The organism is Bradyrhizobium sp. UFLA06-06 (assembly GCF_054820065.1).
In genome coordinates, this window is sequence record NZ_JADFUD010000001.1 from 37,441 (window position 1) to 52,797 (window position 15,357).

The following is a 15,357-nucleotide window of genomic DNA, read 5'->3' on the forward strand; positions in this document are numbered from 1 at the left end:
AAATCGTCCTTCACCGGCCCCGCGAGGAGCCCCTTGATTTGGCCGGAAATTGCCACGGGCGGGCGGCCAAGCCAAACGGTTGTTTGCGGTGGTTTGGCTTTAATCGAGGTCCGCTAGACGGAAAATACCGTCGGCGGAGACCTTGGCTAGCGCATCGGCGACGCGGCGCCCGGCGATGACGCGGTCGGGAACGATCTCGGCGAGCGGCACCAGCACGAAGGCGCGTTCGAACAGGCGCGGGTGCGGCAGCGTCAGTTCCGGCTTGTTCAGTGTGACGTCGTCATAGGCGATCAGGTCGAGGTCGAGCGTGCGCGGCCCCCAGCGCCGCTCATTGGCGCGGTCGCGGCCGAATTTGGCTTCGATCTTGTGCAGCGTGAACAGCAGCGCATGCGGATCGAGACTGGTCTCGATCTCGATGCAGGCGTTGATGAAGCTGTCCTGCTGCTGCTCGCCCCAGGGCGGCGTCGAATAATCCGACGAGCGCGCGACGAGCGCGGCCTGGGTCATGCCGCAGATATTGGCGATCGCCTTGCGAAACGTGATGCGGACGTCGCCGACATTGCCGCCAAGGGCGATCAGGACGTCAGCCATCTGCGTTCAACCCTGGGGCGGTTGATGGCGCGAGCGGGTCAGCACCACGCCGACGTCGTCGAAGATCGCGGCGATCGGCGCATGCGGCTTGTGCACCGTGACCTTGACCGCCCGGATGCGCGGGAAGCTCGCCAGGATGTCCTCGGCCACCGCGCCGGCGGCGCGCTCCAGCAGCTTGTAGTTGGTGTTCTTGAATGCCGATGTCGCGGTCGCCACCACGTTGGAATAGGAGACCGTGTCGGAGAGGCGGTCGGTGCGCGAGGATTCCGAGAGGTCGGTATAGAGCTCGAGATCGATGACGAAGCGCTGCCCGACTTCGGTCTCATGTTCCATCACGCCATGACGGGCATGGATGACGATCCCGGTGATGAAGATCGTGTCGGTCATTGCTGTCCCTCGATTGCCGCGGCCACGCGCAGCGCCTGAACGGTCTCGGCGACGTCATGCGCGCGGATGATACGGGCGCCATTCTGCGCGGCGATCAGATGCGCGGCGATCGAACCGCCGATCCGCTGTTGCGGCTCCGACGGCACGACCGTGCTGATGAAGCGCTTGCGCGAGGCGCCGACCAGCAGCGGCAGGCGGAACGCGTCGAGCTCGGAGAGCCGCGCCAGCGCGATCATGCTCTGCTCCGGGGTCTTGCCGAAGCCGATGCCGGGATCGAGCACGATCCGGTCGGGCGAAATGCCGGCGCTCGCGGCGATCGCGAGCGAGCGGGTGAAGAAGGCGGCGATGTCCTGCATGATGTCGATCGCCGGATCGGCCTGCTCGCGATTGTGCATGATGATCACGGGCACGCCGCGTGCGGCGACGAGCGGTGCCATGTCGGCATCGCGCTGCAGGCCCCAGACGTCATTGGCGATGACAGCGCCCTGGTCGAGCGCCCAGGCCACGACCTCCGATTTCATGCTGTCGATCGAGACCGGCACGCCAAGTGCGATCACGTCGGCCAGCACCGGCTTCAGCCGCGCGATCTCGGCTTCGGCGGTGACCGGCTGCGAGCCGTAGGGGCGGGTGGATTCCGCGCCGATGTCGATGATATCGGCGCCGTCAGTGACCAGCTTGCGGGCCTGCGCCAGCGCCTCTTCGGGTGCGGTGAACTGGCCGCCGTCGGAGAACGAGTCCGGCGTCACGTTCAGGATGCCCATCACGGCCGGATAGGGCCGCGACAACAGCGCCGGCAGCACCGCCGATACGGCCGGGCCGGTCACCGTCGATGCTATGGGCTTGCTCGCCATCATGCGGTGGCTTTGCGCTGACCGCAGCGGCAAGTCAAGGTGTGGCGGTGACGGGTGACGCGGCCGGCGGCCGAATGCCGTTAAGACAGGCTAATAGGTGATTTTGGGAGGCAGCTTGCGTGCCTCTTCGATCAGCAGCTCGACCGACTTCTCCGACGGCATCACGCGGACGAGCTTACGCCGCACATTGGCGTCCTTCATGCTCTGCGCGAGCCGCGACGGATTGCGGTGCGCGAGCTCGCGCACGGTGGTGACGCCGGCGGCGCGGACCAGGCCGACCTTCGCCTTGCCCATGCCGGGAATCCGCATGTAGTCGGAGATGTTGGCCCATTCGAGCAATTGTTGTTCGCTGATCCCGGTCTTGGCGGCGAGCGCCTTGCGTCCCTTGACGGTGCGGGCGGCTTCAAGCAGTGCGTCGGTCGTGCGGATACCCTGCGATTTCAGTTTGGTGGCGCAATAGGCGGACAGGCCTTCGATCTCGGAGAGGGGGTATGTCATGATACTCGTATGCAGGTAGAAGGGAGCGCACGTGCAATGGCGTTTGGGAAAAATGCTTCAGGCAAACTGGCTGAGGCCCGGCGTCCCCGAGATGATCTCGCCCATTTGATCCGCTCCGATTTTGTCGCGGCCGAACCTGAAAAGTTCACGCGCGACGTTCTGAATCTCACTCATGCTCAATCCAAGCGCCATCAGCCGGGTGCCGACAGCCATCAGACCGCCACCCATCAACCGCGATAGACCACCGCTGTTGTTGGAGGCGGCGATTGCCGCTTCGGCGCCGGGGATTTGGTCGATCAGAGCCTGGACTTTGTCGGAAGGTCCCTCGTTACGGAGGAAACCCAGAACGATGCCGATGGTTTTTTCAGCGACAGCACCGTCGATGCCGGCCTTCGCGGCCAGCTGCCCAACCAATTCGTCCATATTGCCCCGCCTCAACCGGTTTTTGCCGGATCATTCTTGAAGATTTATCTTGAGCGCCTGTGTCACGAAATACAAGCGATCCGCGCATTTCAGTTCGTTTTCTTTTTCGATCGCGTCGGAAGTGTTGCACCTCTGCAAGAGTGAGCGGCGGATTCACACCATCTTGTCGCAATGCGCAATGCCTTTCGTCACTTGGCCGGGAATAAAGTATGAGGAACTGCTGGAGCGACAATATACATCAGTGCGCGCCGATGGTTTCAATCGACCTGCAAGATGCAATATGATGTCATCGGTTCGAATGGATCGAGCCGATTTAAAATCGCGTTAAGAGGCGAAGCGATGGCGACGTCCGACACCAAGTTGGCCGACACCGATGAGAAAATCTTTATCGGCAAGGGCGAGGAAACAGCCTGGCTGACGCTTGCGCTGGCCAACCGCCACGGCCTTGTGACCGGTGCGACGGGAACCGGCAAGACCGTCACGCTACAGGTCATGGCCGAAGGATTTGCGCGCGCCGGCGTTCCGGTCTTCGCAGCCGATATCAAGGGCGATCTTTCCGGTATCTCCGAAGTCGGCGAGGCCAAGGACTTTATCCTGAAGCGCGCCAAGGAGATGGGCCTGACCTTCCAGCCGGATCAGTTCTCGACCGTGTTCTGGGACGTGTTCGGCGAGCAGGGCCATCCGGTGCGCGCCACCGTCACCGAGATGGGACCGCTGTTGCTCTCGCGGATGCTCGATCTGAACGACGTGCAGGAGGGCGTGCTCAATGTTGCCTTCCGTGTCGCAGACGAGAACGGCCTCACGCTGATCGACATGAAGGATCTGCGGGCGCTGCTGGATGCGATCGCCCCCGACGGCAGCAAGAAGGCTGCCGACGACGAGGAGGATCCGCTGGCACCGATCCGCAAAGCGGCACAGAGCTACGGCAATGTGTCCAAGGCGACAGTCGGAACGATCCAGCGTCAGCTCCTGGTGCTCGAGAACCAGGGCGGCGCCAAGTTCTTCGGCGAGCCGGCGCTGACGCTGAAGGATTTCATGCGCACCGACCGCGACGGCCGCGGCATGGTCAATATCCTGGTTGCCGACAAGCTGATGCAGAGCCCGCGGCTTTACGCCACGTTCCTGCTCTGGATGCTTTCGGAATTGTTCGAGGAATTGCCGGAGGCCGGCGACCTGCCGAAGCCGAAGCTGGTGTTCTTCTTCGACGAGGCGCATCTGTTGTTCACCGACGCGCCGAAGGCGCTGATGGACAAGATCGAGCAGGTGGTACGGCTGATCCGCTCCAAGGGCGTCGGTGTCTATTTCGTCACGCAGAATCCGATCGACGTGCCGGACAAGGTGCTGGCGCAGCTCGGCAACCGCGTGCAGCACGCGCTGCGCGCCTTCACGCCGCGCGACCAGAAGGCGGTTGCCGCGGCCGCTCAGACCTTCCGGCCCAATCCGAAGCTCGACACCGCACGGGTGATCATGGAGCTCGGCAAGGGCGAGGCGCTGGTGTCGTTCCTCGAGGGCGGCGGCACGCCGTCGATGGTCGAGCGCGTCATGGTGCGCCCGCCGTCGGCGCGGATCGGGCCGATCACGCCGGAGGAGCGCAAGGCGATCATGGATGCGAGCCCGGTGAAGGGCAAATACGACACCGCGGTCGATGCCGAATCCGCCTACGAGATCATTCAGAAGCGGCTCGCCGGGACGGCGGCGCCGGCGGACGGCAGCGCCGGCGGCGAGGGTGGCGGCATCCTCGGCCAGATCGGTTCGATCGCGTCCACGATCTTCGGCACCAACGTCAAGCGCGGCCGCATGTCGACCGGACAGGTGATTGCGCGCAGCGTCACGCGCTCGGTGACCGACAAGGTGATCGGTGGCGTGGTCGCCGATCTCGGCAAATCGGTCGGCGGTTCGGTTGGCGGCTCGATCGGCCGGGCGCTGGTGCGCGGCGCTCTCGGTGGATTGCTGCGCAGATAGCATTGCGCCGGCCGGCTGAAGCGGGAGACCGGCTTTGCCTCCCGCGGCCGGCGCGCTACAACCTGGCGCAACGTTCAACAAAAGGGATATCCGCGATGTCCAACGCCAAGCTGCAGCCCGTCCTCGACCGCATCGACGCCGATTTCGACAACAGTCTCGAGCGGCTGTTCACGCTGCTGCGGATCAAATCGATCTCGGCCGATCCGGCCTTCGCTGATGACTGCAATGCGGCTGCCGATCATCTCGCCAAGGATATCGCAACCCTCGGCTTCAAGACCGAAGTGCGGCCGACCGCCGGCCATCCGGCCGTGGTCGGCAAGCTGAACGGTTCGACCGACGGACGCCCGCATGTGCTGTTCTACGGTCACTACGACGTGCAGCCGGTCGATCCCTTGAATCTCTGGCACCGACCGCCGTTCGAGCCTGTCGTGACCGACCATGCCGATGGGCGCAAGATCATCGTCGCGCGCGGCGCCGAGGACGACAAGGGACAGTTGATGACCTTCGTCGAGGCGTGCCGTGCCTGGAAGACGGTGACGGGATCGCTGCCGGTCGACATCACCATCGTCATCGAAGGTGAGGAGGAAATCGGCTCGAAGAATTTTGTGCCGTTCCTCGAGGCGAACAAGGACGACCTCAAGGCCGACTTCGCGCTGGTCTGCGACACCGGCATGTGGGACCCGAATACGCCGGCGATCACCACGTCGCTGCGCGGCCTGGTCTATGACGAGGTCAAGATCAAGGCCGCCAATCGCGACCTGCATTCCGGCGTGTTCGGCGGCGGCGCGCAGAACCCGATCCGCGTGCTGACGCGGATCCTCGGCGGCCTGCATGACGAGAACGGCCACATCACCATCCCCGGTTTCTATGACGGCGTGAAGGATTTGCCGCCGGATATTCTGGCCCAGTGGAAGCAGCTCAATCTGACGCCGGAGAGCTTCCTCAAGCCGATCGGCCTCTCGGTGCCCGCCGGCGAAAAGGACCGGCTCTTGATCGAGCAGGTCTCCTCGCGCCCGACCTGCGACATCAACGGCATTGTCGGCGGCTATACCGGCGAGGGCTCCAAGACGGTGATCGCGGCCGAGGCATCAGCGAAGGTCTCGTTCCGCCTGGTCGAGGGCCAGGATCCCGAGAAGATCCGAAGAGCGTTCCGCGACTATGTGAAGGCGCGCCTGCCGGCCGACTGCAAGGCCGAGTTCACCGACCATTCCAGCGCGCCGGCGATCGCGCTCGACTGGAACATGAAGCCGCTGGCGGCCGCGCGCCGCGCGCTGACCGACGAATGGGGCAAGGAGGCGCTCTTGATCGGCTCCGGCGCCTCGATCCCGATCGTCGCCGATTTCAAGCACACGCTCGGTCTCGACAGCGTGCTGATCGGCTTCGGACTCGACGACGACAACATCCATTCGCCGAACGAGAAGTACGACCTCAAGAGCTACCACAAGGGCATCCGCTCCTGGGCGCGGATCCTGGCGGCATTCGCCGACGCCAAATAGCGCAAGGCGCACTGCACGCAAAAACGCCGCCCGGAATTGGGCGGCGTTTTGATTCGGATGTAGGATGGGTAGAGCGAAGCGAAACCCATCGCTTCTTCATTGCGATCAGTCATGGTCACCTATCGCCGCAATTTCATTGCTGGAGGCAGTTTCTTCTTCACGGTCAATCTAGAGGACCGGCGCCTGCGACTGCTGACAGACCACATCGATCAACTGCGCGCCGCCTTCCGTGAAACGCGCGAACGGCATCCTTTCACGACCGAGGCGATTGTCATTCTGCCCGATCACCTCCATGCAGTTTGGAGCTTGCCGGAAGGTGATGCTGACTTTGCGACGCGCTGGCGGCAGATCAAGTCGGCATTTTCACGAAGCTTCCCGGCCGGCGAACTCATTTCGGGTAGCCGAGCGGCCAGATCGGAACGCGGCATCTGGCAGCGACGATACTGGGAGCACACGATCCGGGATGAAGATGACCTCTCTCGTCACATCGACTACGTGCACATCAATCCGCTCAAGCACGGCCTCGTGAAGCGGGTGAAGGACTGCCGTATTCGTCGTTTCATCGCATGGTCAAGCTCGGAGTCTACCCAGAGGATTGGGCTGGCGATGGGGAGAGAGCGGATGGGGCGTTCGGTGAGCGGTCTTGATGCTGAGGCGTGATGGGTTTCGCTGCGCTCTACCGATCCTACGGGTCTCCGCCACGCCCCCGAACGTAAAAACGCCGCCCGGAATTGGGCGGCGTTTTGATTCCGATAGTGCAGAGGGTGTTGGCCGTTAGCCTAGCCGAAGATTGTGAAATTTCAATCACGATAGCCGGGATTGACCCGGTCGAGCTTGCGCAGCAGTGGCGGCCAGACCAGCTGGGTCGAGCGCAGCTCGGCGCGATCCGGGTTGGAGAGCAGCTCGGTGTTCTTGTCGATCGCGTGCGGGTCGACCGGATAGGCGATCGGTCCGAGCGCGCGGGTCGCTACCTGCATCGAGCAGGCACGCTCCAGATGGTACATCCGCTCGAACGCGGACGCGACCGAGCGGCCGACCGTCAGGGTGCCGTGATTGCGCAGCAGCATGTGGTTCTTGCTGCCGAGATCGCGCTGCAGGCGCGGGCGCTCATCATGATCAAGAGCGATGCCCTCATAGTCGTGGTAGGCGAGGTCGTGGGTGACGAGCTGCGCGGTCTGGTTCAGCGGTAGCAGGCCCTCGGGGCCGCTCGACACCGCGGTGCCGTCGACGGTGTGCAGATGGAGCACGCAGCCGGCGTCCTCGCGCACCTCGTGGATCGCCGAATGGATGGTGAAGCCGGCCGGGTTGATGCTGTAGTCGCTCTTCGAGAGCTGGTTGCCGTCGAGGTCGACCTTGACGAGGCTCGATGCGGTGATTTCGTCGAACATCAGCCCGTAGGGGTTGATCAGGAAGTGGTGCTCGGGTCCGGGGACGCGCGCGGAGATGTGGGTATCGACCAGATCGTCCCAGCCATAGAGCGCGACCAGCCGGTAGCAGGCGGCGAGATTGATCCGCTGCTCCCATTCCGCCGCACTCATATCCGACGGCACTTCCTTCAGGCGCGCTTCTGCTGGCGACATGGCCGATTGCTCCATTGATGACGTTATTGCTTGGTCCAAGCGTAGCGCCGCCGCCGGACCGCAGCAAGGCAGGGTAACGGCGTGACAGTCATGTCGGCATGCGGCCCACGATCCGAACCGAGATCGTCAGTGGGCAGCGTGATGCGTTACGGCGCCGGGATCGCCAGCAGGCTCGAGATGCTGCGACCGCGGATATCGTAGACGCGGGCGAACACGACGTCGTCGCGCTTGATCTCGACCATGACCGGCGCGGCCAGGCCCTTGCAGTAGAATTCGCCGAGCGTCATCGCGAAATCGGCAGCATTGCTGTCCCAGCCGATCGTGAAGTCGGGGCCGAGCGCGACTTGCGCGGGGCGCTGCGGTCCGCACACCGCGACCTTCCACTTGCGGTTCTGCGGCGGCACTTCCTGCCGCTCCGCCAGTTGCTCGCGCAGCCCGTCGGATGCCTGCTTCAGCGCCAGGCCCCAATAGTCCAGCATGAAGAAGTTGTCCGCGGTCCGCACCGTGCCGGCGATGTGGTTGAAGTGCGTGTACTGATACGGATGCAGGCGGATCATTTCGCTGAGCGGCAGCAGGAGGCCGAACGCGAACACGGCGAGCGCCGCGGGCTGCCAGGCGCGGCGGTTCTCGCCGATCCAGTCCATGCCGCGCGCGAATGCGACGCCGGCCAGCACCGTCATCGGCGGAATGACGAAGATGAAGTGACGAATGCCGTTATAGAGCGCCGGCCGCTTCACCATCGCGATGACCAGCGGCAGCGTCGCCGCCAGCGTCAGCATCAGCATGATCGACTTGCGCTTTGCGGTGACGTCGTAGCGCGACAGCGACATCAAGGTGATGACGACGGCGGCGGCCAGCAGCACCAGCAGCACTTCGGGAAGCTGCAGCGCGAACAGAGTGGGTAGGTAGGACCACGGCATGTCCGGCACCGACACCAGCGCGCCGTCGAACATCTCCTTCCACGGTTTCTCGAAGAAGTGCGAGAAATAGGTCACCGCTTCGAGCGGATGTCCGGGCTCCATGATCGACCACGGCCAGATCAGGCCCATCACGAGATAGCCCAGCACAAGTCCCGGCAGCAGCACATAGACGACATGGGCAAAGCGGTGGGTCGCCTCGCGCGGGCCCTGCTTGCGGAACTCCTCGATCAGGAGCGGGACGAAGCCGACCACGGCGTAGATCAATGCGAGCCCGCCAAGCACGCGGCAGCCGATCGACAGGCCGGCCCCCAGGCCGACGATCAGGATGGTGCGCGGCGAGGGCGCCGGATATTCCTCGATCAGGCGGACCAGGCCCATGATCAGGACCACCATCGCCACGGCGAACGGCGCATCCTTCGGATTCATGAACATGTGGCCGTAGAAGGTCGGGCACAGCGCCAGCAGCAGCAGCGCCGCCAGTCCCGCCAGCGGGCCGCCGACGCGGCGCGCCAGGCGCCAGGTTACCGCAAGGCCGATAACGCCGACGATCGCGCCGAGCAGGCGGCGCGTCTCGAACAGTTCGAGCGGAATGATCTTGTGCAGCAGGGCCGCGGCCATGTCGAAGCCGCCGCCGTACATATACAAATTGGCAAACGAGAGCGCGCCGGTGTCCTTGAACCCGGACCCGTACATGCGCAGCAGGAGGTCGGCATATTCAGCGTGGGTGTAATCGTCCCAGCCCAGACCGTAATCGCGGAACGTCAAGCCGGCGACCACGGCGACCACGCCGAGGACGAGGACAGCGAGATCGTCGCAGGTCTTCTCCACCGAGCGCCGCGCAGGCGCCTCGAGGGCAGACGTCGTAATCGATGACATAGCTAGTGATACCGGCGTGCCTGTGGCCCAGATTGGCGCTTTAGGGCCTCATTCCCCGGCATCCATAGCGCAGTTCCGTTTCCAAGTAATTGGTAATTGTGGCGTAATTTCCCAGATGCGTTGCAATAAATTGGCAGCAATTCGTAGCCAGTAGATCTACGGGAGCTGGCTGCCGGACAGCCGCTGCGGCCGCGATGAAGCAGCGCATCGCGCCCGGTTAAGTGGGATTTTAGGGAACTCTGTCTACAATTGGCGGTTGGCGGTGTGAGCAATATGACGGTATCGTGGCGTTGGTGGCCCGCGCCGATTTTCGGTCGGGTCTCCCGGGGGTTAGTTCTATGAAGGTTGGTCTGTTGGTCGTCGGCGCGGGCCTGGTCGTGGCGGGCTTGGCGGCGATCGGCCTCGGAATTCCAAACAAGGAATTCAGCGTCGGCGGCACGTTGATCGCAACAGGCGTGACCGGCGCATGTACCGGCGTGATTGTTGTGGCCCTTGCCGCCATCCTTCGCGAACTCCAGGCCATGGGCGACCGGCTCGATGCTGTCGTTGCCGTGGGTCTGCGGTCCGGGTCGTCGTCTGCAACTTCCCCGCGCGGCACTCCCGACGATCCGGTGTTCCCGCCGCCTGAGCCGAAGGTGTCGGCGCCTCCGCCGCTGGCTCCAGCGTCCCCGCCATCCGCGCCGACGGCGCCGCCGCCCTGGCACGATGAAATCGCCTCGCGCGGCGCATCAGGCGAGGTGCCGCCGTCCGCACCGGCGGCCGCGCCCGCGGATGGCGCGGCACCGCCCAAGCGGCGCAATCTGCTGTTCTCATCCTCGCGCAAGGAGCGCGAACGGAGCCAGTCGCGTGCCGCCGAGCCGCTCACGCCCGATCTGTTGTCGCCGGAACTGCGCCCGAATCCGGGCGGTTCGGCCGAACCGGCGCCGGCAACCTTCGACGATGCCTGGCCGAAGGCCGACCGGCCACGGTCGGTTGACGTCGTCCCCCGACGCGGTCCCCGGACGCCATCGACCTTCGGCGAGGCCCAGTCGGCCGCCGCCTCGCCGTCATCGGGCCATCCGCCGCCGCCCCAGGAGCAGCCGCCGGTGACCGTGCTCAAATCCGGCGTCGTCGACGGCATGGCCTATTCGCTCTATTCGGACGGATCGATCGAGGCGCAGATGCCCGAGGGCATGATGCGATTTGCCTCGATCGACGAGCTCAGATCGCATCTGGAGCAGCGACCCTAAGTTCGGCGTCAATACTTGCGCGCGGCCGGCCCGAAGCCGGAAACGCGGCCGTTGTTGTCAGATTTGCTGTAATTCGTGCATATTCGCAAAGTAGTACGCGATTCCATTAATGTATTGCTGCGCATGGATACTGTCCGGTGGGCGCCGGGCTGTCGATAGCACGGGGAAGATTGAGCCATGTCCGATACGTCAGGCAAAACGCCGGTCGAGCTGACCGCCAACATCGTTTCGGCCTATCTCAGCAACAATCCGACGCCGGCCTCGGACATTCCGAACCTGATCAGCCAGGTCCACTCCGCCTTGCTGCGGGTGTCGAGCGGACGCAGCGACACGCCGAGCGAGCCGGCCAAGCCCGCGGTGTCGATGAAGAAGTCGATCACGCCCGAGTATCTGGTGTGCCTCGAGGACGGCAAACGCTTCAAGTCGCTGAAGCGCCATCTGCGCACCCAGTACAACATGACCCCGGAACAGTATCGCGACAAATGGGGGCTGCCGGCCGACTATCCGATGGTGGCGCCGAACTATGCGGTGGCGCGCTCGCAGCTCGCCAAGAAGATGGGCCTCGGCCAGCAGGCGCGGAAGCGGAAATAGAAGATTACGCGGCGGACGCCAGCGCCTCGCGCGCATCGTTGCGGATGCGGTCGACCATCGAGCGCAGGCCGTTGGAGCGCTGCGGCGTCAGATGGTCGCGGAAGCCGAATTCATCGAACAGTGCGAGCGCGTCGGTGCCGAGGATGTCCTTGGGCGTGTGCCCGGAAAACAGCGTCAGCACGATCGCGACCAGGCCGCGCACGATGTGGGCGTCGCTATCGCCGATATAGATCAGGCGCGGTTCGCCGTTGGCACCGCGCTCGATCCGCTTCGACAGCCAGACCTGGCTGACGCAGCCCTGCACCTTGTTCTCGGCCGAGTGCTCCGCCTCCGACAACGGTTCGAGCGTGCGGCCGAGCTCGATGACATAGCGGTAACGGTCGTCCCACTCGTCCAGCAGCGCAAAATTGTCCCTGATTTCGTCGATCGTCGTCATCGTGGCCTGCGTCCTGTCCTTGACGGCTTATATAGGAAGGCGGGCCGCGAAAGCGATGAAAATGGAACCGGTTCCCGGTTGTTTTGACGGGTTTTCTTCACGCGAACCGGTGCCCACCTCGCGCAACGGCGCTTTGGTTTCCCCTTACGGCGTCGGCGGCAGGCGGAATTCGATCGACTGGTCGTCCGCGGTCAGCGTGTCGCGGAACGCGGTGGCTGAATCGGTATCGTCCTTGCCGATCGAGCCGGTGTGGTCCGGCGGCTTCTTGTCGGTGATGATCTGGTAGAGCTTGCGCGCCCCGTCGGTCGCGCGCTGGCCGATCGCGGTCGCGGCCTGGCCGCCGACCTCGCAGGCGGACGGCTGGCGCTTGCAGAACTGACCCATGTCGTTGATCGTCGCGGTCGCGGCCGACACCGCATCCGACGCGCTGATCGGCGGCGTCTTGTCCGCTTCGGGTGTTTTGTCTCTCGGCAGCAGCACGAGCACAAGCCCGAGCCAGAATGCCAAACGGAGCAGGAAGAACATGGCGCGATCCCGGTCGTCTGTCTTGTCTTGCTTCTTGCGCGGTCGATGCCGCTATTGGCCTTGAGGGTTAGCATCGGTCGATAAATCGGAAGTATCTGCATTGAAGTAAATCCGCCGAAAAATCGCGGAAAATTCGCCCGAATTGATTCGCCGTAAATTTTCGATTGATGGCGGCCGACGCGCGCCGGATGCGTAGGATCCGCCGCGTCCACCATTTCGAAACCATAGAATGTCGCATCCGGAAACCAGCCGTTCACCATCCCCGACAAATGGCCGGTGAATAGCGGGTCAAACCCACTCCAATGCACGGTGTTTGGCGGCAGGCCGCCCAGCCTTAGCGTTCGCTTAAGTTCGCTCTGACACGTTGACCTGCAATCACGAAGGAGGCGTTCCGGCGCGTCTGTGTTGACGATTGAGCCGAAGCGCGAGTGCTGTGAGTAGTTTGAGTCTGATCCGCGATTGCCTGGATGCGCTGCTGCATCCGTCGGCGCAATATGATGCGCTGACGCGTGCGCGCCATCGTGCCTTCATGGCGCCGCGGCTGCTCGGCAGCCTGGCGGCGCTTGCCTCGTTCCCCGCCTTTCTTGCGATGCGCGGTGCGCCGACGGCGATCGAGGTCGCGGCATTCGCCTGGCTGATCGCGCCGATCCTGCTGTCGTGGTTCCTGTCGCGCACCGGCCGCTATGAAGGCGCGCATGTGCTGTCGTCGCTGGCGCTCGCCGGTCTCGTGATGATGATCGCGGCGACGACCGGCGGCATCGCCTCGTTCGCCGCCGTGTGGCTCGTCGTGATCCCGATCGAGGCGGCGCTATCGGCCTCGCGGCGCGTGGTGGCGTTTGCGTTCGCGCTGGCGATGATCTGCGCGGCGCTGCTGAGCGTGCTCGGCCATTATCATGTGCTGCCGGTCGTCGATCCCGCGGTTGCTTCGAACAGTACGCTGGTCGGGTTCGGCGTCGTGTCGGCGATCTTCTACGCCGCCGGACTCGCCTTCGGCGCGGAGTCGCTGGCGCGTACCAGCGTGGCGCTGCTCTATGTCGAGGAAGAGCGCTACCGGCTGCTCGCGCATAACATGAGCGACGTGCTGTCGCGGCACAGCCGCAACGGCGCGGTGCGCTTCATTTCGCCCGCGGCCGAGAACATGCTCGGCGTGCCGGCACCGCGGCTGTTGGGCCACGGCCTGTTTGACCGCGTTCATGTCGCCGATCGCCCGGCCTATCTCACGGCGCTGTCGGACGCCGCGCGCGGTGACTCGCGCAGCGTCGAGTTCCGCGTGCGCCGTGACGGCGCGCGGGGCGAGGTCGCCGCCGAATTCATCTGGGCCGAGATGCGCTGCCGCCCGCTCGATCAGGCCGCCGCCGATGCCGAGGTCGTCGCCGTGATCCGCGACGTGACCGATCGCAAGGTGCAGGAGCAGGCGCTCGAACAGGCGCGCAATGTGGCCGAGCAGGCCGATGCGTCGAAGACGCGCTTCCTGGCCACCATGAGCCACGAACTGCGCACCCCGCTCAACGCCATCATCGGCTTCTCCGAGATGATCGCACAGGAAGACGTGCTCGGCCTCGACGTGGCCCGCCGCAAGGAATACGCGCAGCTGATCAACGATTCCGGCCAGCATCTGCTGTCCGTCGTCAACGGCATTCTCGACATGTCGAAGATGGAGTCGGGTAATTTCGAGATTTCGCCGGAGCCGTTTGCGCCGCGGCCGGCGCTGCTCAATTGCTGCAATCTGGTGGCGTTGAAGGCGCGCGAGAGCGGCGTCGACCTCGTCACGCGCGTGCCCGATGATCTGCCGATCGTGAACGGCGATCCGCGCGCGTTCAAGCAGATCGTGCTCAATCTGGTCTCCAACGCCATCAAGTTCACCGAGCGCGGCGGCAAGGTGACGGTGTCGGCCGGCGTCGAGGGATCGCGGCTGGTGCTGCGTGTCTCGGACACCGGCGTCGGCATCGCCGCCGATGATCTCAAGCGAATCGGCGATCCGTTCTTCCAGGCCGGCAAGACCTATCAGCGCCGCCACGAGGGCACCGGTCTTGGTCTTTCCATCGTGAAGGGGCTGGTCGGCCTGCACCACGGCGAAATCAATGTGGAGAGCAAGGTGGGCGAGGGCACCACGGTGTCGGTCGCGCTGCCGCTGGCGTTCACCCCGCCGGCCGCCGTCGAGCCGTCCAGCAATGTCTCGACCCTGAAGCCCGCGCTGCGTTCCGGACTGCAAGAGCAAACCCATCAGGTGAAGAAGAGTGCCTAGACAGACTTTGGATGACGATGAAACGCCGCGCCGTCGCCGCGGCGCCAAGGCAGTAGCCATCGCGGCCGAGGAGGAACGTGGCCTCGTCCTGCGCCTGCTGCTGCACAGTCCGAAGGATCTGGTTGCCGGCGTGCTGGCGACGTCTGCCATTGTTGCGATCCTGATCAATGCGCTGTTCCTGCAGGCCGGCCGTCATCCGTCGCCGATGTTCGGCGGTTCGGTGGTGACGCTGCCGCCGCCGGCCCCGGTTGCCGTGGCCACCAGCCCGATACCGCGCCCGCGTCCGGCCGAGGCGGCTGCCCGATCGGCCGAGCCCGTCGACGTGAAGCCGGTGGAGACCAAGCCGGCCGAGACCAGGTCCATCGAAGCCAAGCCGGCAGAACCCAAGGCCGAGGCCAAGCCGGTCGATCCGATGGCCAATCTGGTGCTGAAATCGACCACTGCGCCGCCGGCCGCAGCACCGTCCCCGGCCGCCGCGCCGTCCAGCGTCATTCGTCCGCCGGCGTCGATTCCGACACAGCATCTGAGCCCGGCCGGCAAACGCATCGCCGCGGTCCAGCGTACGCTGACGGAGTATGGCTACGGCCAGCTCAAGCCGACCGGCACGATCGGCGCCGATACCCAGCACGCGATTGCGAAGTTCGAGCGCGCCCGCAAGCTGCCGGTGACCGGCCAGATGTCCGATCGCCTGGTGCGCGAGCTCGGCACGATGATCGGGCATTCAATCGAGTAGCCTCTCTACGACGG

General features: G+C 64.6%; 15 protein-coding genes and 1 pseudogene. 7 read left to right on the forward strand and 9 right to left on the reverse strand.

The features are described from left to right. Positions 1 to 99: 99 nt before the first annotated feature. The 5 genes from folK to IF803_RS00165 all read right to left on the reverse strand — a co-directional run bounded on the left by folK (position 100) and on the right by IF803_RS00165 (position 2,750). Positions 100 to 591 (reverse strand): 2-amino-4-hydroxy-6-hydroxymethyldihydropteridine diphosphokinase, encoded by a 492-nt coding sequence (folK, locus tag IF803_RS00145; RefSeq protein WP_304499395.1) that lies wholly within the window; start codon positions 589 to 591, stop codon positions 100 to 102. 6 nt (positions 592 to 597) lie between these two features. Next, positions 598 to 978, reverse strand: a complete 381-nt coding sequence (folB, locus tag IF803_RS00150; RefSeq protein ID WP_016842351.1) for a dihydroneopterin aldolase — start codon at positions 976 to 978, stop codon at positions 598 to 600. Next, on the reverse strand, positions 975 to 1,832 hold the full coding sequence (gene folP / locus IF803_RS00155; protein WP_461190880.1) for a dihydropteroate synthase: 858 nt from the start codon (positions 1,830 to 1,832) through the stop codon (positions 975 to 977). The genes folB and folP overlap by 4 nt, the downstream gene beginning before the upstream one ends. Positions 1,833 to 1,919: 87 nt before the next feature. Continuing rightward, positions 1,920 to 2,327 carry a DUF4332 domain-containing protein gene (locus tag IF803_RS00160; protein WP_018270650.1) on the reverse strand — a complete coding sequence of 136 codons (408 nt, stop codon included), beginning with the start codon at positions 2,325 to 2,327 and terminating at the stop codon, positions 1,920 to 1,922. 57 nt (positions 2,328 to 2,384) lie between these two features. Next, positions 2,385 to 2,750, reverse strand: a complete 366-nt coding sequence (locus IF803_RS00165) for a hypothetical protein (protein WP_016841849.1) — start codon at positions 2,748 to 2,750, stop codon at positions 2,385 to 2,387. Between the two features lie 339 nt (positions 2,751 to 3,089). On the opposite strand from IF803_RS00165, the gene IF803_RS00170 reads away from it, so the two are divergent. From IF803_RS00170 to IF803_RS00180, 3 genes and pseudogenes are all read left to right on the forward strand, one after another. Continuing rightward, complete coding sequence (locus IF803_RS00170; RefSeq protein ID WP_461190881.1) at positions 3,090 to 4,712, forward strand: helicase HerA-like domain-containing protein; 1,623 nt, start codon at positions 3,090 to 3,092, stop codon at positions 4,710 to 4,712. A 95-nt stretch (positions 4,713 to 4,807) separates the two neighbouring features. Continuing rightward, a complete protein-coding gene (locus IF803_RS00175; protein ID WP_461190882.1) occupies positions 4,808 to 6,208 on the forward strand; it encodes a M20/M25/M40 family metallo-hydrolase in 1,401 nt (466 codons plus the stop codon). Positions 6,209 to 6,319: 111 nt separating this feature from the next. Next, positions 6,320 to 6,855, forward strand: a pseudogene (locus IF803_RS00180) (REP-associated tyrosine transposase). Positions 6,856 to 7,008: 153 nt separating this feature from the next. Here the strand turns inward: IF803_RS00180 and IF803_RS00185 are convergent. Continuing rightward, positions 7,009 to 7,788: a class II aldolase/adducin family protein gene (locus IF803_RS00185; protein ID WP_028345351.1), complete on the reverse strand. Its 780-nt coding sequence runs from the start codon at positions 7,786 to 7,788 to the stop codon at positions 7,009 to 7,011. A gap of 146 nt (positions 7,789 to 7,934) precedes the next feature. Continuing rightward, entirely contained in the window at positions 7,935 to 9,584 is a 1,650-nt protein-coding gene (locus IF803_RS00190) for a glycosyltransferase family 39 protein (protein WP_461190883.1), read from the reverse strand. 338 nt (positions 9,585 to 9,922) lie between these two features. Between IF803_RS00190 and IF803_RS00195 the strand changes: the two genes are divergently transcribed. Further along, on the forward strand, positions 9,923 to 10,813 hold the full coding sequence (locus IF803_RS00195; RefSeq protein WP_461190884.1) for a DUF308 domain-containing protein: 891 nt from the start codon (positions 9,923 to 9,925) through the stop codon (positions 10,811 to 10,813). A 177-nt stretch (positions 10,814 to 10,990) separates the two neighbouring features. Continuing rightward, positions 10,991 to 11,404 (forward strand): Ros/MucR family transcriptional regulator, encoded by a 414-nt coding sequence (locus tag IF803_RS00200; RefSeq protein WP_018270656.1) that lies wholly within the window; start codon positions 10,991 to 10,993, stop codon positions 11,402 to 11,404. Between the two features lie 4 nt (positions 11,405 to 11,408). On the opposite strand, the gene IF803_RS00205 is transcribed toward IF803_RS00200, so the two are convergent. Together IF803_RS00205 and IF803_RS00210 are read right to left on the reverse strand one after the other, a co-directional pair. Next, positions 11,409 to 11,840: a SufE family protein gene (locus IF803_RS00205; protein ID WP_028345347.1), complete on the reverse strand. Its 432-nt coding sequence runs from the start codon at positions 11,838 to 11,840 to the stop codon at positions 11,409 to 11,411. 144 nt (positions 11,841 to 11,984) lie between these two features. Next, positions 11,985 to 12,365 carry a DUF5330 domain-containing protein gene (locus IF803_RS00210; protein WP_028345346.1) on the reverse strand — a complete coding sequence of 127 codons (381 nt, stop codon included), beginning with the start codon at positions 12,363 to 12,365 and terminating at the stop codon, positions 11,985 to 11,987. Positions 12,366 to 12,798: 433 nt separating this feature from the next. Between IF803_RS00210 and IF803_RS00215 the strand changes: the two genes are divergently transcribed. Together IF803_RS00215 and IF803_RS00220 are read left to right on the forward strand one after the other, a co-directional pair. Then, the gene (locus IF803_RS00215) at positions 12,799 to 14,610 is read left to right on the forward strand and encodes a PAS domain-containing sensor histidine kinase (RefSeq protein WP_461190885.1); all 1,812 of its coding nucleotides are present in this window, start codon (positions 12,799 to 12,801) and stop codon (positions 14,608 to 14,610) included. Between the two features lie 7 nt (positions 14,611 to 14,617). Further along, entirely contained in the window at positions 14,618 to 15,343 is a 726-nt protein-coding gene (locus IF803_RS00220) for a peptidoglycan-binding domain-containing protein (RefSeq protein WP_461190886.1), read from the forward strand. The last annotated feature ends 14 nt before the right edge of the window (positions 15,344 to 15,357 follow it).